Annotated in this window: 22 protein-coding genes; 7 read left to right on the forward strand and 15 right to left on the reverse strand. The window is 45.3% G+C overall.

Annotated features, from left to right (window positions below; genetic code table 11):
- Positions 1-130: 130 nt before the first annotated feature.
- From AC0J2X_RS12845 to AC0J2X_RS12865, 5 genes are all read right to left on the reverse strand, one after another.
- The gene (locus AC0J2X_RS12845) at positions 131-715 is read right to left on the reverse strand and encodes a single-stranded DNA-binding protein (RefSeq protein WP_014947881.1); all 585 of its coding nucleotides are present in this window, start codon (positions 713-715) and stop codon (positions 131-133) included.
- A gap of 267 nt (positions 716-982) precedes the next feature.
- A complete protein-coding gene (locus AC0J2X_RS12850; protein WP_014975374.1) occupies positions 983-2,545 on the reverse strand; it encodes a sodium/sugar symporter in 1,563 nt (520 codons plus the stop codon).
- 357 nt (positions 2,546-2,902) lie between these two features.
- On the reverse strand, positions 2,903-4,042 hold the full coding sequence (gene galK, locus AC0J2X_RS12855; protein ID WP_039217399.1) for a galactokinase: 1,140 nt from the start codon (positions 4,040-4,042) through the stop codon (positions 2,903-2,905).
- Positions 4,035-5,090 (reverse strand): UDP-glucose--hexose-1-phosphate uridylyltransferase, encoded by a 1,056-nt coding sequence (locus tag AC0J2X_RS12860; protein ID WP_014947878.1) that lies wholly within the window; start codon positions 5,088-5,090, stop codon positions 4,035-4,037. The genes galK and AC0J2X_RS12860 overlap by 8 nt, the downstream gene beginning before the upstream one ends.
- A gap of 172 nt (positions 5,091-5,262) precedes the next feature.
- Entirely contained in the window at positions 5,263-6,282 is a 1,020-nt protein-coding gene (locus AC0J2X_RS12865; RefSeq protein WP_014975371.1) for an aldose epimerase family protein, read from the reverse strand.
- Positions 6,283-6,610: 328 nt separating this feature from the next.
- Between AC0J2X_RS12865 and AC0J2X_RS12870 the strand changes: the two genes are divergently transcribed.
- Entirely contained in the window at positions 6,611-7,612 is a 1,002-nt protein-coding gene (locus tag AC0J2X_RS12870; RefSeq protein WP_014947876.1) for a LacI family DNA-binding transcriptional regulator, read from the forward strand.
- Positions 7,613-8,024: 412 nt separating this feature from the next.
- On the opposite strand, the gene AC0J2X_RS12875 is transcribed toward AC0J2X_RS12870, so the two are convergent.
- Complete coding sequence (locus AC0J2X_RS12875) at positions 8,025-8,888, reverse strand: alpha/beta hydrolase family protein (protein WP_014947874.1); 864 nt, start codon at positions 8,886-8,888, stop codon at positions 8,025-8,027.
- 232 nt (positions 8,889-9,120) lie between these two features.
- Here AC0J2X_RS12875 and AC0J2X_RS12880 point away from each other — a divergent pair, with 232 nt between their 5' ends.
- Complete coding sequence (locus AC0J2X_RS12880; RefSeq protein ID WP_232306440.1) at positions 9,121-9,735, forward strand: hypothetical protein; 615 nt, start codon at positions 9,121-9,123, stop codon at positions 9,733-9,735.
- Positions 9,736-9,809: 74 nt separating this feature from the next.
- Here the strand turns inward: AC0J2X_RS12880 and AC0J2X_RS12885 are convergent, their stop codons facing one another.
- Both AC0J2X_RS12885 and AC0J2X_RS12890 read right to left on the reverse strand, forming a co-directional pair.
- Positions 9,810-10,394, reverse strand: coding sequence for an HAD family hydrolase (locus AC0J2X_RS12885; RefSeq protein ID WP_014977981.1), 585 nt, complete (start codon positions 10,392-10,394; stop codon positions 9,810-9,812).
- Between the two features lie 65 nt (positions 10,395-10,459).
- Positions 10,460-11,797, reverse strand: a complete 1,338-nt coding sequence (locus AC0J2X_RS12890; RefSeq protein WP_061439035.1) for an MFS transporter — start codon at positions 11,795-11,797, stop codon at positions 10,460-10,462.
- 344 nt (positions 11,798-12,141) lie between these two features.
- Here AC0J2X_RS12890 and uvrA point away from each other — a divergent pair, with 344 nt between their 5' ends.
- Positions 12,142-14,973: an excinuclease ABC subunit UvrA gene (uvrA, locus tag AC0J2X_RS12895; RefSeq protein ID WP_014975365.1), complete on the forward strand. Its 2,832-nt coding sequence runs from the start codon at positions 12,142-12,144 to the stop codon at positions 14,971-14,973.
- A gap of 203 nt (positions 14,974-15,176) precedes the next feature.
- A complete protein-coding gene (locus AC0J2X_RS12900) occupies positions 15,177-15,344 on the forward strand; it encodes a hypothetical protein (RefSeq protein WP_012516741.1) in 168 nt (55 codons plus the stop codon).
- Positions 15,345-15,409: 65 nt separating this feature from the next.
- Here AC0J2X_RS12900 and AC0J2X_RS12905 read toward each other — a convergent pair whose 3' ends face one another.
- The 3 genes from AC0J2X_RS12905 to AC0J2X_RS12915 form a co-directional block, all read right to left on the reverse strand.
- Positions 15,410-16,912, reverse strand: coding sequence for an Hsp70 family protein (locus tag AC0J2X_RS12905; RefSeq protein ID WP_014975364.1), 1,503 nt, complete (start codon positions 16,910-16,912; stop codon positions 15,410-15,412).
- 76 nt (positions 16,913-16,988) lie between these two features.
- Positions 16,989-18,224 (reverse strand): S41 family peptidase, encoded by a 1,236-nt coding sequence (locus tag AC0J2X_RS12910; RefSeq protein WP_014975363.1) that lies wholly within the window; start codon positions 18,222-18,224, stop codon positions 16,989-16,991.
- Between the two features lie 11 nt (positions 18,225-18,235).
- Entirely contained in the window at positions 18,236-18,712 is a 477-nt protein-coding gene (locus tag AC0J2X_RS12915) for a MarR family winged helix-turn-helix transcriptional regulator (RefSeq protein WP_014975362.1), read from the reverse strand.
- 212 nt (positions 18,713-18,924) lie between these two features.
- Between AC0J2X_RS12915 and AC0J2X_RS12920 the strand changes: the two genes are divergently transcribed.
- Together AC0J2X_RS12920 and AC0J2X_RS12925 are read left to right on the forward strand one after the other, a co-directional pair.
- Positions 18,925-19,344, forward strand: coding sequence for an acyl-CoA thioesterase (locus AC0J2X_RS12920; RefSeq protein WP_014975361.1), 420 nt, complete (start codon positions 18,925-18,927; stop codon positions 19,342-19,344).
- 22 nt (positions 19,345-19,366) lie between these two features.
- Complete coding sequence (locus tag AC0J2X_RS12925) at positions 19,367-20,065, forward strand: 2OG-Fe(II) oxygenase (protein WP_014975360.1); 699 nt, start codon at positions 19,367-19,369, stop codon at positions 20,063-20,065.
- On the opposite strand, the gene AC0J2X_RS12930 is transcribed toward AC0J2X_RS12925, so the two are convergent.
- The 4 genes from AC0J2X_RS12930 to AC0J2X_RS12945 all read right to left on the reverse strand — a co-directional run bounded on the left by AC0J2X_RS12930 (position 20,062) and on the right by AC0J2X_RS12945 (position 23,302).
- Complete coding sequence (locus tag AC0J2X_RS12930) at positions 20,062-21,009, reverse strand: dihydrodipicolinate synthase family protein (RefSeq protein WP_061439033.1); 948 nt, start codon at positions 21,007-21,009, stop codon at positions 20,062-20,064. The genes AC0J2X_RS12925 and AC0J2X_RS12930 overlap by 4 nt on opposite strands.
- A 27-nt stretch (positions 21,010-21,036) precedes the next feature.
- Positions 21,037-21,522, reverse strand: a complete 486-nt coding sequence (locus AC0J2X_RS12935) for a DUF3299 domain-containing protein (RefSeq protein ID WP_014947862.1) — start codon at positions 21,520-21,522, stop codon at positions 21,037-21,039.
- Positions 21,523-21,663: 141 nt separating this feature from the next.
- Positions 21,664-22,194, reverse strand: coding sequence for an inorganic diphosphatase (ppa, locus tag AC0J2X_RS12940; RefSeq protein ID WP_014947861.1), 531 nt, complete (start codon positions 22,192-22,194; stop codon positions 21,664-21,666).
- A gap of 130 nt (positions 22,195-22,324) precedes the next feature.
- A complete protein-coding gene (locus tag AC0J2X_RS12945) occupies positions 22,325-23,302 on the reverse strand; it encodes a class 1 fructose-bisphosphatase (protein ID WP_014947860.1) in 978 nt (325 codons plus the stop codon).
- Positions 23,303-23,613: 311 nt separating this feature from the next.
- Here AC0J2X_RS12945 and mpl point away from each other — a divergent pair, with 311 nt between their 5' ends.
- Entirely contained in the window at positions 23,614-24,972 is a 1,359-nt protein-coding gene (mpl, locus tag AC0J2X_RS12950; protein ID WP_081106052.1) for a UDP-N-acetylmuramate:L-alanyl-gamma-D-glutamyl-meso-diaminopimelate ligase, read from the forward strand.
- Positions 24,973-25,012: the final 40 nt, after the last annotated feature.

Genomic DNA, 25,012 nt, shown 5'->3' on the forward strand with positions numbered 1-25,012 from the left:
TGAAATTATTTTAAGGTAATCGGGGGAAGAAAGGCGGGCACCAATCTCATAATTGGGCGAACTTAGCTCAAAAAAAGAGCCGCTATTAAAGCGGCTCTTAGAATATTTTCAACACATGAACTGTTTTTGCTTAGAACGGAATGTCATCGTCGAAGTCAAAATCTGGCTCAGCCATTGGTGGGTTCTTTGGCTGACCTTGATTGCCACCTTGAGGCGCTTGATTGTAGCCGCCACCTTGGTTTGAGTTGTAGCCGCCCTGCTGACCACCACCTTGCTGTGGCGCTTGGTTATAACCGCCTTGTGCAGGCGCCTGGTTGTAACCACCTTGGTTGTTCTGAGGACGTTGGTAACCACCGTTACCACCACCGCCTTCACCGCCGCGACCGCCAAGCATTTGCATTTGGTCTACGATAATTTCAGTGGTGTATTTATCTTGGCCTTGCTGATCTTGCCACTTACGTGTTTGCAATTTACCTTCAACATAAATTTGCGAGCCCTTTTTCAGGTACTCTCCGGCAATTTCTGCTAAGCGACGGTACATTGTAAGGCGGTGCCACTCAGTGCGCTCTTGAACCTGACCCTGTTGGTCTTTCCAGCTTTCGCTAGTTGCTAGGCTTAAGTTCGCAACGGCGTTTCCGTTAGGCATGTATCTAACTTCAGGATCATTGCCAAGGTTTCCAACAAGAATAACCTTATTAACGCCTTTCGTTGCCATTGATGTCTCCTGTAACGTTTTTAGTGGCTTGCTGTATAACTCTTCTTAGTAAGACATCAGCAAGCGCGAAAGTTCATCGAATATTAGCCGGTTAGTATACCGCATTTTATGAGGGAAAATTGAAGTTTTTCACCACAGGTTTACGTTACTAACTGCAACACGTTCTAGAACTTAACAAAATTTATTGTCAGCGTCTTCTGAACTTTCGCGTTGTTTTTAGCTAATTTTAGCAAGGGCGTTGCGATTAAAAACGCCCTTCCTTGTCTGCTACCACCACGTAATGTAAAACGCTGCTGTAAGGATAACTACAGCGATAGATGCTACATTAAATCCGCTTGTGGTTTTGAACTGCACTTCGTTTAGGTCGACAGCGTTTTCACTGACACCTTTTTTCTCTAGCAGAGAAACAACCACAGCTAAAGCGACACAAAGCAGGAACACAAGACCAACACGGTCAATAAACGGCAGTTCAGGCCAGAATTGTCTAAATACAATGCTTAAAACAAATGAGCCTAATGCGGCCAATAGACCACCGTTTGCTGTGGTTTTCTTCCAGAACATACCTAAAACGAACAATGCGCAGATACCTGGTGTAAAGAAGCCCGTGAATTCCTGGATATACTGGAATGCTTGATCGAAATTACCCAACAGCGGCTTGGCCACCACCATAGCAATGATTAGCGCGACCAAGCTAACGATACGACCCACTTTCACATAATGCTGCTGCGACTCGTTTGGACGCTTATCTTTATAAAGGTCCATGGTAAAAATAGTAGAAACGCTATTTGTCATCGACGCTAGCGAGGACACAATCGCCGCCACCAAGGCTGCGAAGATAATACCTTTAAGGCCAACAGGCATCAGCGTCATTAGGCTTGGGTATGCTTGGTCCGGTTTAGCTAAGTCTGGCACAATTAGCACTGCTGCAATCCCTGGCAATACCACAATTAGCGGCATTAGCAGTTTTAGGAAAGCCGCAAACGCAATACCTTTTTGCGCTTCTTGAACGCTCTTTGCCGCCAACGTGCGCTGAATGATGTACTGGTTAAAGCCCCAATACGATAGGTTCATGATCCACATACCGCCAATCAATACAGAAATGCCCGGCAAGTCCATATAGTGCGGGTTGTCTTCTGACAATATCATGTCGAATTTCTCAGGGAGCTTGTTAGTAAGGTCAACAAAACCTTGGATGGCACCATTGCCGTCGCTGATTAGGTTTAACGCCGTATACGACAGGAACAAGCCACCAATAACCAACAACACGACTTGAATAATGTCGGTGAGTGCTACCGCTTTCAAGCCGCCGTAAAGTGAATAGGTTAACGAGAAAAGGCCTAAGAACATCATGCCGTAAACCATATCAACACCCGCGATGGTATTGATGGCCAATGCACCTAACCACAGCACAGCAGTTAGGTTTACAAAAACATAAACACCTAGCCAGAATATTGCCATTACCTTGCGAACGCGATGATCATATCGCTGCTCAAGAAATTGAGGCATGGTGTAAATTTTATGCTTAAGAAAGATAGGTAAGAAGAACTTGCCGACAATAAGCAGCGTAATGGCGGCCATCCACTCATAAGACGCAATGGCAAGCCCCAACTGGTAACCTGACCCCGACATGCCGATGATTTGTTCGGCAGAGATATTGGCAGCGATGAGTGATGCGCCAATTGCCCACCATGGCAAGCTTGAGCCCGCTAGAAAGTAATCATTTGTATCTTTTTGATGACCCTGCTTTTCGCGAGAAACCCACCACGCAATTCCGACAAGCGCGACGACGTATACCACGAACAACGTGATATCTATTGATGCTAATTTCATAGTTTTTCCCAAAGTTCTTATTTTGGGTGCGGCGATTGTTATGCAGGGTACACAGGTGAAAAATTGTTTTTATTATTATATTGGTTGTTGCCACACCAGTGTCACGTTATTAAAACGCGTTTCGCAAAGCACAATAAATCATAAATGGGTGAAAAACTCACCGTTAAACTTATCGCGTTATTGCGGGTAGTATTAGTATCACACTTTGTTTACTTTTTTTAACTAGAAATGTGCACTTTTTGTAAAAAAAAAGCCGCAACCAATGGATGCGGCTTAAGGGACACAAACAATTCTAAAGAATAGGATTGTTTAGAAAGGGGAGAGGTTTGTGCATTAATGCTGTATTTAAATCGATAATTAGGCAAACGCGCCCTGTGTAGCCGTACACACATAAATGTCAGCACTGTATCCTGTTTCATCAGAGTACTTGTCGGCCACGACTTGCTTCACCGCTTCAACTTTGTCGGTAGGTACAAGGGCCACTACGCAGCCGCCGAATCCACCGCCAGTCATGCGAACACCACCCGATTTACCCAGCACTTCACCAATGATCTCAACCAAGTAGTCGATTGGGCGAACGGTAATTTCAAAGTCATCACGCATGGAGATGTGAGATTGCGCCATGGCTTCACTCACCGTTTCGATGTCGCCAGCTTTTAAGGCTTGGCTTGCTGCCAGTGTTCTAGCGTTTTCGGTAACAATATGCTTCGCGCGGCGATAAACCACCTCTGGCATATGTGCTTTAGCGCCTTCTAGCATTTCCATAGTTGCTTCGCGTAACGATGACACACCCAATAACGACGCGCCTTGTTCACACTGCTGACGACGCAAGTTGTATTCACTGTCAACCAAACCACGTTTAACATTCGAATTGATGATAACGATTTGATGCGAGTCTGGTAGTGGTGAATGCTCAATGGCTAGCGACTGGCAATCAAGCAGCATTGCCATGCCTTCATTACCCATAGCAGAGATTAACTGATCCATAATTCCGCATGAGCAGCCTACGAACGTATTCTCGGCTTTCTGGCCTAGCAGTGCAGCCTGTACGCCATCGAGGGGCAACTCATACAGCGCGCTTAACGCTTTTAGTATAGCCACTTCAAAAGATGCCGAAGAGCTTAACCCAGCACCTTGTGGCACATTGCCCGTAACCAATAAGTTAGCGCCGCCAAAATCTGGCATGGCCTCTTTAAGTACTTTCACTACGCCGCGAACATAGTTTGCCCACCCTTGTTCTTCGTCATAGTTAATGTCTGACAACGAAAACTGGTTTTGCTGATTTTCGTAATCCATCGCGGTAACCACGATGTCATTATCTGCGCGCTTTGTTGCCGCAACCCACGTTCCAAAGTTGATTGCAGCCGGAAATACGAACCCTTCGTTATAATCGGTGTGCTCACCAATAATGTTCACTCGACCCGGCGCATGTGCGATTAACGCTGGCGCCTCGCCGTAGTGCGTTTCAAAATTAGAAGAAAGTACTTGATTATCCATTCGCATTCTCACGTTTCTTATAGTGCACTGTGGATAGTGCTTTTAATCTGTCTGCCGCTTGTTCAGGGGTCAAATCTCGCTGTGCCTCTGCCATCATTTCGTACCCAACCATAAACTTGCGTACACTTGCTGAGCGCAGAAGTGGTGGGAAGAAATGCGCATGTAGCGTCCATTCAGGGTGCGCTTCACTATCAAATGGGGCACTGTGCCATCCCATAGAGTATGGGAAAGACGTTTCAAATAAGTTGTCGTACTTCGCTGTAATTTCGCCAATGATCTTAGCAAGAGATAGCGACTGAGAATCCGAGAGCATGTGCATAGATTGCACGTCAAATCTCGGTAACAGTAGCGTCTCAAAAGGCCAAGCGGCCCAGTATGGTACAACTACAACCCAATCATCATTTTGACACACGACTCGCTCTTGCTTCGCTACTTCTTGTTCGGCATAGTCCAACAGCATAGGCGTGCCGTTATCACCAAAGTATTGCTGTAGCTGCACGACTTTTTTCGCTGGGTCGGTAGGCACATGCTGCTGCGCCCATACTTGACCATGAGGGTGAGGATTTGAACACCCCATCATTGAGCCTTTGTTTTCAAAAACTTGTACCCAGCGATAGGTTTCACCAAGTTCAGCGGTTTGTGCTTTCCACGTGTTGACTACGTCTACGCGTTCTTCATCGGAAAGCTCAGGTAATGTTTTGCTGTGATCAGGGGAAAAACAAATAACACGACTGCAGCCTTGCTCAGTTTCGAACTGAAACAGCCCCTTTTTCTCACTGGCTTGTTCTGTATCTTGCTTAAGGGCAGCAAAATCGTTTTGAAAAACAAACGTACCTTTGTAATCAGGGTTAACTTCACCATTCACGCGGGTGTTTGTTGGACATAAATAACACGTAGAGTCGTAAGATGGCTTTTGTTCGTTGTTTGGCTCTTCTGAGGCTCCCTGCCAAGGGCGCTTCGCTCTGTGAGGCGACACTAACACCCACTCACCCAACAAAGGGTTGTAACGGCGATGTGGATCGTTGGTAGGGTCGAAAGGGGTTCCCATAATCACTCTCTCTGAATTAGCCTGCTACGCTCTAATGCGCAACATTAAATAGGGTTAAACGTTTACCCTGATAATGATATAGCAAGCTTCTACGTTTATCAATTGCGTAACAAAGAAAATTAATTGTTAAATTGATAACAAATAATTTTCTTTTGTCACTACATAACGATTTCTATGCGCTGAACTTGTATCGCATACTTGCTTTGAAGGTTTCCCCGGGTTTTACGAAACAGTTTGGAAACTCGGGCTTATTGGGTGCATCCGGGAAATGCTGTGGTTCTAAGCACAAGGCACCAAGCTGATCGTCGGTTTTCAACCCGCCAGTATAAAACTGCAAACCCGGCAAGTTAGTAAATAACGACATAGCAATACCTGTATCAAGTGCTTTTACGGTTGCTTGTGGGGTATGCTCAGGCGTATCACGGAGTACATAGTTGTGGTCGTAGCCTCCCACCCTATCAAATAATGGATGGGAATTAGATTGCTCTGCCCTTTCTTTTATTGCTGTAGGTTTCGTGAAATCAAAGGGAGTATTGGCAACTTCGACCAGTTTTCCAGTTGGCAGCAAGGTGCTATCTGCGTCCGTTACTTTGTCAGCATCTATATGTAGCAATGTATTACCCACTTGCGGGTCGTTGCTCAACGTGAAGTAAGCATGCTGCGTGAAACTAAGCGGGGTTTCTTTGTCTGTGTTTGCGGTGATCACAAGAGATAACTCGTTGTTTTGATCAAGGGAATAGCATGCCTCTACATTAACAGTTCCGGGAAAGCCACCTTCCCCATCAGGACTAGTTAAGGTAAATGTTACAGCCACACTGTCTGTCGTCTCTTGGACGCTTGCCGCCCAAACCTTCTTATGAAATCCAGCTAGGCCGCCGTGTAGATTATGTTCACCGCCATTTTTATCTAAGGTGTACTCTGTTCCATTTAACGCAAACGAGCCATGTCCAATTCGGTTTGCGTAGCGTCCTACGATCGCACCGCGATAGCTCGGGTCATCTATATAGTCTTGTAGAGTCTCGAAAGTTTGGACACAACTTACCGATTCACCTTCTGCATTCGGGAAGTGAATTTCTTTAATAATTCCACCGTAGTTAAGCAAGGTAACTGACATGCCGTTGTCGTTAGTTAACGTAAAGGCGTTTATGACTTCGCCTTCAACTTCACCAAATGCAGATACATTTATTTTCATAACAAAATTTTTACCTTAAGACGTGCTTAGTAAACTGACGCGTTCCAACCTACCACACATTTTTTATACATTAATGAATAATGCAATCTTTCAGAATGCCTAGGAGGTTATACGTTTTCCATTCTTTTTTACAGCGGTTTGATTAACAATCATAGAAGGTAAAACCACTTAGGTAATCTAACGCTCTTCATCTCTCTAATGCATCTCAGCCCCGTAAAAGACACCACAAGCTAAGCGTTAGAATTTTATCTTTTTTTGTAAATATAATGTACGCTATGGCAATCAGGTCAATCGACACTCCACGCAATAAAACGAAGTTTGAAAGAAAATGGCAACAATAAAAGATATCGCCCAAGCCGCTGGCGTTTCATTAGCGACCGTATCAAGAGTTATTAATAATGGTCCTAAAGTGGGCAATGATACTCGCAAGCGTGTCAAAAAAATCATGGAAGAAATGGGTTATCGTCCCAACGCTAATGCGCGGGCACTTGTAACCAAACGTAGCGCATCTTTAGGCGTTGTCATTGCTGAGCTCCACGACCCATTTTTCGCTATGTTAGCCCACGGTGTGGAGTCCATTACTCGCAAAAATAACGTTCAAATTTTATTAAGTGCCGGCTCTATTGAAAAAGAGACTGAACTTCGCGCTATTGAAACACTGCTAGAGCATCGAGTAGAAGCCATGGTAGTGCACAGCAAAGCACTTGATGACGAGACCCTGATCGGTTTTGCAAACCAAGTTCCAGGCTTTGTATTAATTAACCGCTATATACCAGAAATAGCAAATCGTTGTGTGTGGCTTGATAACGTTACCGGTGGTCGCCTTATGGCGGAATATGCCATCAACCAAGGCCATGAACATGTCGCGGTGATAAGCAGTCAGTATCGCATAGACGATCCTAATCATCGCCTCGAAGGGATTAGAAACGCAGTTAACAATGCGAATTTAAGCTTGCCTGAAAGCATGATTGAGTATGCTACGCCCGATCAGGAAGGTGGTGAACTGGCAATGCAAAACTTGCTTGCTACTGGTGCAAAATTCACTGCTGTTTTGGCTTATAACGATGCTATGGCATCTGGTGCTATGACCATGCTGCAGGATCATGGTATTTCAGTTCCAGAACAAGTTTCTGTGATGGGATACGATGATGTGCTGTTAGCAAAGTACTGTCGTCCTAAATTAACGACTCTGCGTTATCCAGTAGAAATGATGGCGGCAAAAGCGGCGGAACTTGCATTGAAGTATGCATCGGGAAGCAAACCAGAAGATGGGCTTACCTTTAAATATACTCCTACAGTAGTAAAACGAGATTCAATGGTTAGGGTTTAGCTGTTCGTTTTCCTTTCAAAAATTAATAGACCAAAAAAAGTACCCGCCTATGGCGGGTATTTTATTTAATCACTTACAAGCCAGTTTGATGGATGATTAATCGTAATTCGATGTATAGTTGAGCAACTGTGTTCTAAAAATTTCATGACACGAAACTATTGACAAAAATACCCGCTTGATCGTTTTGCCTCGAACTTTTATCCCCAAAGAGCAAAATTGCCTGATCCTGCACAGCTTTACGATCAAAAAAGATTAAGATCGAGCACAGTTGCTCTACAGCGCTTGATTTAACTGACATTTCGTGATCCGACCAGAAAGTGGTGAAAAGATCGTGATCTGTTGTTCTATATGGCTATTAACAGACTTACCAACAAGGTTTTCCACTACTTATCCACAACGAGTAAGGTTTCTATTACTGAGTGAATCTTGCTAAAAACTGCTTGTACTCTTGTATGGCATAGTCACTTTTTAGCGTTGCGTTGTGCGTCGCACCAGGAATGACCGAAATATACTTTTCGCTACTTGATGCATCTTCTAATAGCTGCTGACTAATCGGGTAAGGCGTTATTTTGTCTTCCTCACCCACCACCAGCCATAGCGGTCCCTCATAGTGACGCAAGATTGGGGCTATTTGCATACTATGAACTTCATCGTGAAGCTTCATGTTTGTGAATGAATTAGAGAAGCCTGGCACCATGTTGGCAATTAAATCAGAGATATTATTGAAAGCGCCGTCTAATACTAAAGCGTCTATCTTTCTATTTGCAGCAACATAGCTTGCGAAATAGCTGCCTATACCTCGGCCGTGAACGATAGTGGGAATTGAGGCGTCAAACGCACTTGCTACATAGTCAAACTGGGTTAACGCATCTTGTTTAATAGCGTTAATACTTAAGTCCTTCGCTTTATCACTGGCTCCTACTCCCTGATAATCGAGCCACAATATATTAGCGGGCAACTTACCCAGTCTATGAATAACGCTGTTGTTTTCGCTTACAGGCATACGATTGTCTGCAAAGAAAACAATGTTAACAATAGGGTCAGGGTAAGAAACAGCAACGCCTCTCAAAGTTAACCCAGCGTCATTTTTAACTTCAACACGGGTTATGCCCGCCGAGGTTTTGTCTTTTTGAATTGCCGCGTGTAGCTTCGTAGTATCAAGGGGCTTTTGCTGAGTGTCTTGATAAAAGAAGGCCGAAGGGGACACGTTAATTGCGCACCCAATAAGTGACACACTTGCAACTACACTAATTACCGCGTTTTTTAAGCTCATCATTAAAGAACTGTCCGTGTTGAATGGTTATGGCGAAATTTTTATTCAGGTTACATAGGTGTAATGGTTGTGTCGCTGATCAAAAACTCGCTCAGCAAAATCAACAGTCCCACACCTATGCTAAACAAGCTGTAACAGTTTGCAACAGTTGTTCTGTTTCTTAGCGATACAAACTTTCTTATACTAAAGACAATATTACTTGCATAATTTATCTGCATAAAACAAAAATAATTTAATGAAAAGTAGAACATTTTCCATGTCTTACGCTACATCACCAGCTCGACTTATTGTTGCCTGCTGTGCCCTACCCTTACTTATTGCCTGCGAGTCTACGCCACCCGAGCTTGACTCATCATTAATTCCTGCGTCGCAGAGAAAAGACTATCAGCTAACCATGTCTAAAGCGAAAGCTTGTCCAATTAACTTGGCAGAACTAATCGACATACGGTCGAGTAAAGACTTGCTCGTTGGAAGCAGTAATGTAACAGAAGACACGCTCTATTCACTGTTACAGCAAAGCTTAGAAGCGATGAATGTCAGCCCAGATATTGAAGCAGCCAACAGCGTTAAAGTAGTACTAAACCGCGCGTTTATAAAAAGCTTAGGAAGTAATATGGTTGCCACCGTGGTGCTTAATGTTAAGTACAAACCTGACTATGCCGATGAGTATTCACCCGCCACCACCTTCAGAGGGCAAAGCATGAATGTGAACGCCAGTGTCAGTGAAAAAGAGAGCAATCAGATTGCTATCGATGCAATGAAAACCGCCATTGATGATGCCACCAAACGTATAAAGTCTTCACTGTTACACAACTGCGGAAATGCGCTAAGCGAACTAGAGGCGGTATAAGCCTAAGAAACTATAAAGTGAACGCGATTGAGTGAGCGTAAGCCCTAAGCTCGAACTTTCAATCAGGGTAAGATTCAGTAGATAAGCCGCGTATTGTCGACCATAAAGCACGCCATGCCACCGTCAACCGCCGCTTTTCGTCCCATGTCGGTATCTTCAAACACCACACAATGCTGTGGTGCTACACCCATTAATTCTGCCGCACGCACAAAGGTTTCAGGGTGAGGTTTACCTTGAGTGACGTCATCGGCTGTAACCAGCGCAGATAATTGGGCTAGCAGGCCGTGTTCATTTAACACCATTTGCGCGTGCTGCCTATCTGAACCTGTCCCCACTGCAATGGGCATGCTTCCCTTATAATGGTTAAACACGTCCAGGGTATCTTGGATAAGCCTTGGCACATGGTCTAGCCCTTCAAACGCCTGTTTTTTATATAGAGCAACCTCTGCTGGATCGTGGCTTTTTCCATACTTTGCATTCATAAGATGTACGGTTTCAAAGGTAGGAACACCACCTAAACTGTATTGGTAGTCTCGGTCGAAGGGATAACCAAACGCATCGCACGTAAGCTGCCACGCATCAATATGCGCCCCCATTGAATCGACCAAGGTGCCATCCATATCAAAAATAATGGCTTTGTAGCTGCTTAGGTCAATCATGGTCTTCGCTTCCTTTTCAAAAATAGTGTGATGCTAACCTTTCATGGTTGCAATGCGATGAGCAACTATGCAGACAACACGTCTCGCGCTTTTACCGCATCAAAATCACGATCAACTTTCAGGTATACCGCGTTATTTTGACTGTTTAATGTCACTTCCAATACACCAGGCACTAACAGCAGCTCGGCTTCAATGCTGGAAACATTTGAACTATCAAAATCTCCATTCATCATCACACGCTTAACCCGGCTCACTTCTTTAACACCAAGAATAATAAAAAGCCAAAGCAGAGTGCTAGCGGCACCAATGCCATAAGCTAACTCTTGCGACCAAATATCGGTGACGAAACCAGAAATTACACCGCCCAAAAACGCACCGAAAAATTGAAAACTGGCGTAGAGGCCCATGGCCGTTCCTTTTTGTCCCGCAGGCGCAATGCTCGACACCAATGCAGGGAAATTCGCTTCCAAATAATTAAAGCCAGTAAAGAAAAGCACCACGGCAGCGGTAACCCACCACCAGCTATGGTCCTCTAAACTCAGCGCCAAAAACGCGCCGCCCATTAATACAACGCCGGTTACAAGGAGCGATTTAGGCGTACGGCCTCTTGCTACTCCCATCATTATAATTAGGCCTACAATTGACGCGCCTAAAACGGGTAAGTAAACCGTCCAGTGACTGTCTAGCGTCATATCAAAGTTCAGTAGCGTTACGGGCAGTTGAACAAACAACAGCGTTATCATCATGTGTAGAATCATCACGCTGATATTTAAACGCCATAACTGAGAAGAAAAAATTAAGCGCTTTAGCTGGTCTTTTTGTGGGAGTGTATCGCCACTGCTCAGCTGCACACCGTTTGGCACTACCCATTTAACCAGCGGCATGCAAAGAATGGCCAGAATACCAGTAATACCAAACACACCTGCAAGCCCGTAGCTGTTCGCAATGAGAGGTCCTAAAATAACGGCTAAATAGAATGAGAAGCCAATGGCTATGCCTATAATAGCTAACACTTTGGCTCGCTGACTTTCCCGGCTTACATCGGTAGCTAGCGCCATTATCGCACCTGCAATAGCCCCAGCGCCTTGAAGAATACGCCCAACAATCATCATGGCCATACTGTCGGCGTTTGCTGCTACAAAGCTTCCTAATGCAAATACAGCAAGCCCTAGCAAAATAACGGGTTTACGCCCCCATTTGTCAGACATCATACCCATAGGAATTTGCAGCGCAGCTTGGGTTAGGCCATATCCACCCACGGCAAGTCCTACCAACAGCGGCGAGTAATCTGGGTAGTCCATTGCGGCTACAGCCAACACGGGCATAACCATGAACAGCCCCATCATGCGTAATACGTAAACGGAGGCGAGTGCAAGCGCAGCGCGTAATTCCAAAGCGTTCAAAGCGTCTGTTTCCCTCAATATATAAAATCAAAAAAACATAAAAGCGCGCAGAGAACACCTGTTTCTGCTGCATTAAGAATAAGGTCGCGAAGTGTAGCATAATACAATTGGTATTTTCTTCTGCTCGCGAGGTAGATTTAGCCCACTCGCACTACCCTTTTTCTTACTAGGGGTTTAAAAGTGGGGATAAAATCACCATTTTGCAATGTCGATAAGCGAGAACTAATCGTAAGCTTATGTCCGTGAGGTGATCTGCTTACTCCGCTTACAGTATAACTTGAATGTCATATCACTTTACTTGACACCTATGGCATACTGATTCTTTTTCTCTCATTTAGGCTTCAATGGATAAAATCGAAATTCGCGGTGCTCGCACCCACAACTTGAAAAACATCGATTTAACACTGCCACGAGACAAACTGGTGGTGATAACCGGCCTTTCTGGCTCGGGTAAATCGTCTCTTGCATTCGACACGCTTTATGCAGAAGGCCAGCGTCGTTACGTTGAGTCTTTGTCTGCCTATGCTCGTCAGTTTCTATCTATGATGGAAAAACCAGATGTTGATCATATTGAGGGTTTATCACCAGCAATATCCATTGAGCAGAAATCAACATCGCATAACCCCCGTTCAACGGTGGGTACCATCACTGAAATATACGACTATCTGCGTTTAATGTTCGCGCGAGTGGGTACGCCACGCTGTCCTGACCACGATGTGCCGCTAGATGCACAAACGGTCAGCCAAATGGTCGATAAAGTGTTAGCGATGCCTGAGGGCAGTAAGTTAATGCTGCTAGCGCCTATTGTTAAAGAGCGTAAAGGCGAGCACGTTAAGACGCTGCAAAACCTGTCTGCTCAGGGCTTTATTCGCGCGCGTATCGACGGTGAAGTGTGTGATCTATCCGATCCGCCACCTCTCGATTTGCACAAGAAGCACACCATCGAAGTTGTGGTTGACCGCTTTAAAGTGCGCGACGATATGGCGCTGCGTTTAGCGGAATCGTTCGAGACGGCGCTGAGCCTTGCTGGCGGTAACGCGGTTGTGGCTGATATGGACGATAAAGACGCAGAAGAAATTGTGTTTTCTGCTAATTTCGCCTGCCCACACTGTGGTTACAGCATCAGTGAATTAGAGCCGCGCCTGTTTTCATTTAACAACCCAGCGGGCGCCTGCCCTACCTGTGACGGCTTAGGCACAAGACAGTTCTTTGACCCCGCACGCGTAGTCGGCAATACCGAATTGAGTCTGTCTGGCGGCGCTATTCGCGGATGGGACAAGCGCAGCTATTACTATTTTCAAATGCTACAGGCAGTAGCAGACCATTATAAATTTAGCCTTACCGCGCCATTTGAAGAGCTCGATAAAAAGCACCAAGACATTGTGCTTTACGGGTCTAAAGGCAAGTCGCTGTCGTTTAAGTACATAAACGAGCGCGGCGACGTAATGGAGCGTAAGCATCCATTTGAGGGCATTATCCCTAATATGGAGCGTCGCTATCGCGAGACCGAGTCGAACTCGGTGCGCGAAGAGCTAGCAAAATATTTAAGCCAGCAGCACTGCAGTAGCTGTAACGGCACGCGTCTGCGTGTTGAAGCACGTAATGTATTTATACAAGATACCAACCTGCCAGCCATTGCTGACATGTCGATTGCCGATGCGTACGGCTTCTTCGAGACACTGAAACTTGAAGGTCAACGTGCTCAGATAGCCGAGAAGATTTTGAAAGAAATCATGGACCGCTTGCGCTTCTTGGTAAACGTAGGTCTTAACTATCTTTCTATGTCGCGCAGCGCCGATACCCTATCGGGCGGTGAAGCTCAGCGCATTCGACTGGCAAGTCAAATTGGCGCAGGCTTAGTGGGCGTTATGTACGTGCTGGATGAGCCCTCTATCGGTCTTCATCAACGGGATAACGAACGCTTACTTGGCACGCTTACGCACTTGCGCGACCTGGGTAACACCGTACTAGTTGTAGAACACGACGAAGATGCCATTCGCGAAGCCGATTACATTGTAGATATCGGCCCGGGGGCGGGTGTACATGGCGGTGAGATAATTGCCGAAGGTTCGCTGGAAGATATTAAGAACAGTGAACACTCACTTACTGGAAAATACTTATCTGGTAGAGAGAAGATTGATATTCCTGCAACACGCACACCGGTTAAAGACGACAAGTGGCTAGAGCTTTTAGGCGCTACCGGCAACAACTTGAAGTCTGTTGATTTACGTATACCTACCGGTGTAATGACCTGTGTGACGGGTGTATCGGGCTCGGGTAAATCAACGCTGATTAATGACACCTTCTACAAAATTGCGCAACGCGAGCTGAACAAGGCGACCACGTCTGAACCGGCACCGCATAAGTCGATGACAGGATTAGACCAGCTCGACAAAGTGGTCGATATTGACCAAAGCCCTATCGGCAGAACACCGCGCTCTAACCCAGCGACTTACGCTGGCATTTTCACTCCAATTCGTGAAATGTTCGCTGGCACACAAGAGTCGCGTTCACGGGGTTACAAACCTGGCCGCTTTAGCTTTAACGTGAAAGGCGGCCGCTGTGAGGCGTGTCAGGGTGACGGTGTAATTAAAGTGGAAATGCACTTTTTGCCAGACGTGTATGTGCCTTGTGACGTGTGTCAGGGCAAACGCTATAACCGTGAAACCCTTGAGATAAAGTACAAAGATAAGAACATTCACGAAGTGTTGGAAATGACGGTGGAAGATGCCCGTCAGTTCTTCGATGCTATTCCGGCTATTTCACGTAAATTGCAGACCCTCATGGACGTAGGCTTGTCATATATTCGACTAGGCCAAGCCGCCACTACGTTATCAGGTGGTGAAGCACAGCGCGTGAAATTGGCGAAAGAGTTGTCAAAAAGAGACACTGGGCAAACACTCTATATCTTGGATGAGCCAACCACCGGGTTGCATTTCCACGATATTAAACAGTTATTAGCCGTCCTTCACAGACTGCGCGATCACGGTAATACCGTTGTGGTTATTGAGCATAACCTAGATGTGATTAAAACCGCAGACTGGATTGTTGACCTTGGACCCGAAGGTGGATCCGGAGGTGGCCAGATTATTGCAGAGGGAACACCTGAGCATGTGGCACAACAAGAAGTTTCACATACAGGTCGATTCCTGAAACCCATGCTCACACAAGCTTGAGCCGGTAACGAGGTAAATCCGTTAGCGTAAAGCGCACTCGTTTTCTACTTTGCTGCTGTGTAATTTACACAGCAGCTTGTAAGAAGTGCGCGTTGACGTTTATTTACACGTTTTTCCATGCTGGTCAGAGCTTGTATTGGCAAATCATACGTTACGATGATTTTTGTGTATTTTTGCAGTAAGAATTGCTGGAGCGACAACTAATGAACCAAACGCCGCCATTAGCCTTAGTGAAAACATGGTATCACCTACTGTCATCATCAGAAGACAATGATGTGAAAGCACGCGCACAAGAAATGCTGTTAAAAGCCTTCGAGTCGCCTGAGGCCATCGCGATTTATCTAAAAGAACACAATATCCTTAAGCACTGATCAAAAAAGCCTTAGCGCAGTAAACGCTACTACGCTAAGGCTTAGTGTTTATTTATAATAAGATATTACGCGTGTTTCGCCGCTTGAATAGCTAATCCTTCGCACACCGAGTTGAAGGCGTCATTCTCTAATCGCGGTAAACCGGTAAGCAGGTTTTCATACAGCGCATCAACGACGATTGGCGATAAACTCATACCACCTGTGATCATCACCACTTCTGGCTTTTCACTGCTGTTTTCCAAGCATTCCACCACTAGCGCTTTCACTTTATCAAGCCAAGGTTTTAATGCCTTTTTGAGCGAGTCTTGCGAAATCTCCACGTCAAAATCATCTTCGATATAGTGCAGCGGCAAGGTAATGTTCTGCTTACTCGACAGTAGTTCCTTGGCTAATCGAGCCGAGTTCACCACACGGGCAGACAACTTGTTCTCCTGAACAATAAGCAAGCGTTCTAGTTGGGCTGGCTCTTTAATCACAGACATGGTTTGAGAAATATCTAACCCGTAATCGTCAGAGAAAAAGCGAGTAAGAGCAGGAATGTTATCAACCGCACACATGTCAGAGAAGTACGTGGGAGGAACAGGAAGCCCGTTAATCATCTTAAGGCCCATTCCCATTTCTGGGGCAATAGCCTTAAGCACCAAGCTTTTATCGCAATCCATACCGCCTAATCGTCTGCCTGTTACCGACAGAACATCATCTTTGCGATCAAGCTGATTTGAACGCTCTGGGGAAAGCTTAATACAGCAAATATCCGTGGTCCCCCCACCAATATCGACAATCAGCGTAGTGGTATCCCTTGGTAGGGTTTGCTCAATTTTATACGCCGCTGCTATGGGTTCATCTAGGAAATTAACCCCTGTAAACCCGGCTTTCGTCGCCGCTTCAGTCATAATTTGAATGGCTTGCGCGTTCCCCTCTTCACCGCGGGTGCCGTGAAACTTAACAGGACGGCCAATAACTGCATTATTAACAGCCTTGCCTAGCTGTTGCTCTGCACACTGTTTAAAATAGGCCAGCTGCTTAGCAATAATACCGATGAATGCTTGTTTTTGGTCACCGTCTAGCGAGGCGCCTAAAAAGTTCTTAGGTGAATAAATTAGACGGCCTTTATCAGGCATTTTAAGAAAGCGTCTAAACCCTTCTTCACCAAACGCAAACTTACCGTGCTCTACCAACCGCAGCAAAGGGATTTCGTCTAGAGACATGGCATGCATCAATTGCGCAATAGCTTTACGCTGTAATGCAGGCTTGTTGTGCAAATCACCGCGCAGCGAGTCGATACGGTCGCTATACATCGCCTGTTCTTTTGGATCTTTTGCCGAATAATAGCCGTCCTTCGCCTTATCTATTTGCTCACTGATAACGCGCTGTAACTGCGCCACTTTCGCTTCAACCATGGCATCAGGAGGCGGCGGCAGTTCATCTTCAAAATAGATGAACACCGAAGAACGGATTTTATTGCCCTTCTTATCTAACGGGTCGAGTTTGATGTGCTGATGGGCCGTTCCATCAAAATACACAACCTCAGAATTTGATGTACCGTAGTCAATCCCAATCGCAGTCATAGTATGTTCGCTCAAAAAGTTAGAAGCGGATTGTAAGTAAATACGAAAGTGCTTTCTAGCTTTGTATGTAATTGAGCTATATTGCTTTTAACAGAGCTATTGCAGCATTTAATTCTGAGTCACTGGCTGTATGCCCGTCCCAAGATACCGCCTGGGGCACAAAGTCCTCTCGATATGAGCCGTTCACATGGTAAAGACGTTCAAAACCCAGCTCTAAAGTTATGGTCGAATCAGGTAGTTGAAATTGATTTATCCCGCCAAGCAAATCAGCCATGGGTGTGCCGATTACCGCCTTTGCACCAATGGCATCAAAGCCAATAGCCATACCTTCTCCCATACTGCCGGTCCAATGACCAACGAGTACCACTACTGGCTTACTGTAATAAGGTAATGAAGGGGTAACATAGGCCAAGTGTAGCTCTGCTTCTTGGTAGGGTTTTCCCGCATTTTGAATTTTGTAACCTTGATATGCGGTTTTGGCATTTACAAAGTGCCCCAAGATAGGCTCAGCTACACCAGTGTTTCCCCCGCTCGGCGTATTACGCAGGTCAATCACTAACCCCTGTGTTGATTCAAGTGACTCAAGAGCTTCTTTGAACGCACGAACGGTTTCAGAATTACCTAGATTATTATTAAAGCGGATGTATCCGATTCCCTCTTTCTGCTTAACTATCAGAGGGGCTTTTGTTCGAAGTAGATTAATAGCATCGTAACTAGCTGCTAATTGCACGCGTTTGGCATCATCAAAATCAGACGCCACTTCAATGTGCCTCTCTTGATTGCGACGCCCACCTAAAGCCACATTAACCGCCCACGTTTTATGTGCGTCAGTAAGCGGTAGCGATGTGTTTCCAAAAACGCGTTGTATTGCGGCTTCTGTAGACTCGCCGTCAATACCTACAATCATGTCACCTAAGGCTAACTGGCTTTTGGCAGCAGCACTGCCCGCTTTAATACGTGTTATAACAAAGTCATCGCCTTGCTTTTCCACCCAAATATCAGACCCCGTTGGCGTGACGCTGTAGTCCGCTTCGTTTAGCGGTGATACGTTAAAATGCGGGTCGATAAAAAACTGCTTCACCACCTGCAATACGTCGACAAACTCCTCTTGCGTTGTCGCGTTTATTGCAAGGGGTTGGTAATACGCTTTTAAAGCTTCCCAGTCGGTAGGTGCCGTATCTAAGTATGCATAGTTATCTTCAACAGTTTGAACAAAGGCTTGCCAGCTTTCTTTCGTATTGAAACCCTGGCTTTGTGCGCAGCTGCTTAGCGGAAGAAGTAGTGACAACAATAAAATAATTCGATAAATCATAATGCTCCCTATTATGAATTGGAATGATGAGGAAATTGTTCATTTAAGCGCGTAAGAAGCGATTGTTTTTTTAGCGCCTGCTCCATGCTTTTGAGAGAGGCTTCAAGATTGACCTCTATCTCTTCCCAAAGGGCATCATATACGTCTTCAAATTCTTGCATTATCGTCACTATCTGCGCCGCATCGGCCTTTGCTTTAGGCGCAATATCGTACACGCGCTTTCGCGAGTCTCGTTCATCGGGCACAGAAACAAAAAAGCCGTCTGCAACACTTTGCTTCAACCGACTTTCAATAAGTTGACGTGAAAGACCAATGTGACTTGCTAACTCAGTTGACGAAAGAGGCCCTTGAGTATGAATCGCCAGTACCAGAGAAATACGATTTGCAGGCAGACTAATATTAAGCGCTTCAAATACCTCTTGACCTTGAGTTGCAATAAGCTCGCTAGCACGCAAAAGTATTGCGCCAAACTGAGGGCTTCTGATCATAAATAGGCACCTTGTGATTTTTTCTCAAACTCATTTATGCAAATATTTGCGCAAAAATTTGCACAAATCAACTTATTTTTGAATGTGTATGTTTTGGTTAGGTGTTAAAAATGTTTTCCAACCGGATCAATTACTGTTTGATAAATGACTGAAATAGCTGCGGCATAATGCTAGAGTGAAAGCTAAATAAACAACGAACTCTACTAAAAAATATGAGCCATTCAGTACCATTAGTTACGTCATTCGACGTACGTTTTTGTGAAACAGATGCCTTACAGCATGTAAGTAACACTGCATTAGTCGCTTGGTTTGAAGCAGCCAGAGAGCCTATTTTCAGAATGTTTACCCCTGAACTAGACTTACAAAATTGGCCGCTAATTTTAGCCAGCTACAAAGTCGATTTTTTAGCTCAAATTTTTTATGGCAAACCTGTGACGGTTAAAACCTACATTAGCCGGCTAGGCAACAGTGCGTTCGACGTGTTTCAAGAGTTATGGCAAGACGATAAGCTGTGCTCAACAGGCATTACCACCATGGTGCATTTTGACTATAAAACACAGCGCTCTGCGCCTATACCGGATGAAGTGAAATCAGAACTACAGTCTCACTTTAAAGAAGTACCAACTCAGTAATAAAGCGCAGTACGAGGTCTCCATGAGCGATTTAATTGAAGTTATTGATGATGTGTTACCACCAGAGCTGTGCAAACAACTCATGGAACGCTTTGAAAGCAGCCCTAATTTATCTCAAGGCCGCACCGGTGGTGGCGTCGACTTAGATAAAAAGCGCAGCATGGATGTATCGATAAGTCGCAACCCGGAATTTAAAGACTTATTTCAACAAGTGATGCAGCACACTGGGCAGCAGCTGGTCTCCTACATTGAAAAGTACTATTTTGCGCTTGTTGGGCCCATTGGCTTAACCGTACGCCATCCCAAAACTGGCGAACCGGTGAAAGTAACAGGTGAAAATTTTGATGAAGTGGGTAAACCCAATTTGGCTAATTTGGTGAATTACCTGTTTCGGGTTGGCGATGTAAATGCACAGCGCTACACCGCGGGCAATGGTGGCTACCCATACTGGCATTCAGAAGTCTATCCACAGCTTCAACATAACGATGCGCTGCACCGCGTGTTGCTGTTTATGTACTACTTAAACGATGTGGAAGAAGGCGGCGAGACGGAATTTTATTATCAAAACCGCGCGGTTAAGCCTAAAGCAGGCCGAATGGTGATTGCGCCAGCCTACTTTACTCACACGCATCGCGGCCAAATTCCAAAAAGTAACGACAAGTACATTTTAACGTCTTGGCTTCTGTTTAACCGCGCTGAACAGATTTATACGCAGGGCTAGCTTAACGATAACTTCGTGATGATGTGCTCTAGCTCGCTGTACTTATTTTTGTCGATAGGTAAGAAGGGTGCAGGTAAGCTAGGCGTTTCACAATAGCCCAAAATTTCTGCCGCGGCTGCAACCACACGCAAGCCGCCGCCATTGCGCGCAAACATGCTCCATATTCCGCTTAACGCTTGTGACTGAGCCTGTGCATCAACAGCATTACCAGACTGAGCGGCGTCGATTATGCGCATTACAGTTCGCGGGAATATCCCCCCTATAACAGAAAGCCAAAGGTCACAACCTTCACTCATTCCTGCTGCGCCAAAACTATCACCACTCACGCCTATAGCAATGTGTGCAGGCATTATCTCTCGTAATGATGCTAATCGACGAGCGCCTTCGCTACTGCTTACTTCAGAGGGTGGGATATCCTTGCTCGAACTATTATCCATTGAGCTCTTGGCAAACGGAGTACCGGGTATTTTAATCGCCCCGATATTCGGCAATTTGCCTATGCGGCGGTATAAATCTTCGCTGAAGGTAAAATTAGTCACACGAGGATTTTCGTAAACGCAGATAGGCACAGATACCTCGTGACTCACTGCCTCATAGAGGCCATACACTTCTTCTTCGTTAAGCACTTGATAGGAAACGGGTGCTAACAGCACAGCATTAACACCTGCTTGCTGCACAGCTTCAACGTTTTTTAGCACGTCATAGGTTCTCAGCGCCCCAACGCCTGCCATAACAGGAATGCCATTTGCGTGGTCGACGGCGAGCTTGGCTACGTCGTACTTTTCCCCTCGCGTTAGATAAGGATACAGCCCAGTAGAGCCTATCGCGCAAATTGAATCTACATTCGCCGAAGCCAAATTATCAACAAGCCCTTTAAATGCTTTGTAATCAATAGCTTCTTGTTTGAATGGAGTAATGGGAAACGCTGATAATCCTGTAAACACCTGATATCCTTTTTAAACGTTTTATGCTTAAAACCCTTCTACGGCTTCGCCTTTCAAACGGTAACCTACAGACGCGATGTCGCCTTTCCAACCGTCAGTCGACAGTTCGCCGGTTACCCAAATTGCATCGTAAATATTATCTATGCGCACACCTTCTTCAAATTTTACGTAAACAATTTGATTAGACGGCGGCGGTGGTACGTGAATACAGGCTCCGAAATATGGAACAAGTAAGAACTCAGTGGTTAGCTCTGCCGTACCTTCTAGCGGCACAACAAAACCCGGGATTTTCACCCGTTTACCATCAAAGGTATCGACAACGGGTGCGTCAGGCTGAAGCTGACTCATCTCGCCATTATGTTGAACTGAAGGTGGCGCGAGCTCATTAAAGCCCTCAGGCACTAGGTCTTCCCAGTATACTTCAGTAGGAGTTTCATCTGCCAAAGAGTTGAAAGTTACAACCATCATTATTACGGCAAACAATGAAGTCATGGATAATTTATGGTGGATCATACTGCTCTCTATCGTTGAGTATTTTGTTCGCTTTTTTGTATCGGCTTTTGCTTGTCGTTTTCAATCTTCACTTTTTAGCCACATACAAAAAGGGCTGGTATTACACCAGCCCTTTGTATCATCAATTTAAAGCAGCGTGAATTATTCTGCTTCGAAACGCGCGATGCTTGCGGTAATTTCTTCTTTTGCAGCGGCAGCGTCTGCCCAACCGTCAATCTTCACCCATTTGCCTTCTTCAAGATCTTTATAGTGCTCGAAGAAGTGCTCAATTTGCTTAAGAAGAAGCGGAGGTACGTCTGCAATTTCTTTAACGTCACGATAGATAGTAGAAAGCTTGTCTACTGGTACCGCTAGTACTTTTGCGTCTTTACCAGACTCGTCAGTCATGTTTAGTACGCCAACTGGACGACACTTAATGACAGAACCTGCAAGTAGTGGGAACGGAGTCATTACTAGAACGTCAACTGGGTCGCCATCTTCAGACAACGTGTTGTTCACGTAACCGTAGTTAGTTGGGTAGTGCATGCAAGTTGCCATGAAACGGTCAACAAATAGTGCACCTGTGTCTTTGTCTACTTCGTACTTCACCGGGTCAGCGTGTGCTGGAATTTCGATGATCACATTTACTTCGTCTGGTACGTTTTTACCAGCAGAAATAGCACTCAAGCTCATTCTTTGGTCCTTTCAATGATGTATAAGAAATTTTGGGTTAAGTATACGGTGACAGCAGCAAAATAAAAACGCTTTACGACCCATGTCGTACTAATCTCTTTATTTTTCGTTAAATTTTGCTGCTTTTTCGCTATTTCGCGTTGTCGTTGTAGCTCAAGCACATCTCAACTTCTTCTTTAGAGCCGATAATGCACGGTACACGTTGATGAATTTCTTCAGGCATAACTTCCAGAATTCGGCCAGTGCCTGTTTCTGCTTTTCCACCTGCTTGCTCCATTAAGAATGCCATCGGGTTAGCTTCGTAAAGCAAGCGTAATTTACCTGGCTTAGACGGGTCCCTGTTATCGAATGGATACATAAAGATGCCACCGCGACAAAGCAAACGATGAATATCACCCACCATTGCCGCTACCCAGCGCATATTAAAGTTTTTACCTCTAGGGCCATCTTTACCTGCTAGAAGGTCGGCAATGTATGCCTGCATTGCAGGTTCCCAATGACGCTGGTTCGACGCATTAATCGAAAACTCTGACGTTTGCTCAGGTACTTGAATATTAGGGTGAGTAAGCAGGAAACCACCGTGGGTTTTATCAAGCGTATAAATGTGCGTGCCGCGACCCGTCGTCAACGCCAGCATAGTAGACGGGCCATACAGCACATAGCCTGCAGCTACCATCTGCGTTCCAGGCTGTAAGAAAGCAGACGGATCATCTGGTTTCATCCACTGAGGCGCATGGGTAATAGAGAAAATAGTACCGATTAGGCTGTTAATTTCAGTGTTTGACGACCCATCTAGCGGGTCGAAGCTTACTAAGTAATTACCGTCTGGATTACACGGCACAACGTCATCTTCTTCTTCAGAAGAAATGGCTTTTACGTAGCCAGATTCCCTTAGCGTGTCTTTTAAAATGTGGTTAGAGATAACGTCGAGCTTTTTCTGTGTTTCGCCCTGTACGTTTTCTGAAAGGGTTGAACCGAGCACGCCAGCAAGTGCGCCTTGACTCACGCGGAAAGAAATTTCTTTACAGCCCGCTAGCAGTGTACGAATGAGTAAAATTAACTCAAGCGGTGCACCGTCTTGTTGCAATTGGGAATTTAAACGTTTCATTGAATGTAAGCCTTTTTTTCGTGTGTAGGGTGTTGTGCTACCAGTCGCTCAGCTTTCCTTACCGGCGTTTGTCTGAAGCACACACAGGTTTTAAACCTGTGGTTAGATTGTAACCGTGTTCTTGGGTAAGTGGAACACGCCCGTAAAATGTCATACACACACCATACCAGTTTGCACATCATAGATTCATAGGTGTTTAGCGTATTACAACGGCTTAAGGCATTTATTGAATGATTAAAATTGAATTATCTATAGGTCACGGGGTTCTGATACAGTACCCCAATAACATGATAATTCATTGAGAATGCGCTATGCATGTACATATTTTAGGCATTTGTGGAAGTTTTATGGGCGGCATCGCCGCTATTGCTAAATCACTCGGCCACAAAGTAACAGGGTCTGATAAAAACGTTTATCCGCCCATGAGCACCCAGCTTGAAGCATTAGGCATTGAGTTGACCGAAGGTTATTGCGAAAGCCAGTTTGATCCAGCGCCAGATATGGTAGTGATTGGTAACGCGATGTCGCGCGGTAACCCCGCCGTCGAATACGTGTTAAATAGAAATCTTCCTTATACCAGTGGCCCACAATGGTTGCTTGATAACTTACTAAAAGATCGTTGGGTCATTGGGTTATCAGGTACCCACGGTAAAACAACCACCAGCAGTATGGTCGCGTGGATTTTAGAACACGCTGGTCTTAACCCTGGTTATTTAATTGGCGGCGTTCCAGAGAACTTTGGCGTATCGGCTCGCGTGGGTGAAAGCCCCTTTTTTGTCATTGAAGCTGACGAATACGACAGCGCATTTTTCGATAAGCGTTCTAAGTTCGTACACTATCGTCCTAAAACCTTGGTAATTAACAACCTTGAGTTTGACCATGCAGATATTTTTGCTGACCTTGGGGCTATTCAAACCCAGTTCCACCATTTGGTTCGCATGGTGCCAGAAAACGGGCTTATTCTTACACCTAACAATACGCCCGCAATTGAGGATATGCTCAAGAGAGGTTGCTGGTCTTCTCGCCAATCGTTGGGCAAAGAGTGGCATGCAGAACTGTTAAAGAAAGACGGCAGTGAATTCAATGTATTACATAACGGCGTTATAGCTGGAACGGTAACCTGGGCTTTGGTTGGTCAACACAATGTGGACAATGCTTTAATGGCCATAGCTGCCGCCCACCATGCAGGTGTTACCTTACCTGATGCCATAGACGCCTTATCATTTTTTAAGAATGTTAAGCGTCGCATGGAAGTAAAGGGTGAAGTAAACAACATCACCCTTTATGACGACTTTGCACACCACCCTACTGCAATTGCGACTACACTTGATGGACTGCGCAAGAAAGTGGGTAATGCCCGTATTTTAGCTGTGCTAGAGCCGCGCTCTAACACGATGAAAATGGGCGTGCACAAAGATACGCTGGCAAACTCATGGCAGAAAGCCGATGAGGTTTACCTTTATGAACCTGAAGGCATGGACTGGTCGTTAGTCGATTCGGTAGCGCACAGCAACGCGCCTACGCACTGCTTCAGAGATGTAGAGAAGATCGTTCAAGGTGTTTGCAACGTAGCACAACCGGGCGATCATATTCTTGTAATGAGTAACGGCGGTTTTGAAGGCATTCATGGCCGAATACTCGACGCCCTAAAAATGAAGTCCAAATTGTAAATAGACAGAATAAAACGAAGTGTTACCCGATAGACAAGCG

The sequence above is a fragment of the Alteromonas sp. R7 genome, from assembly GCF_055755235.1.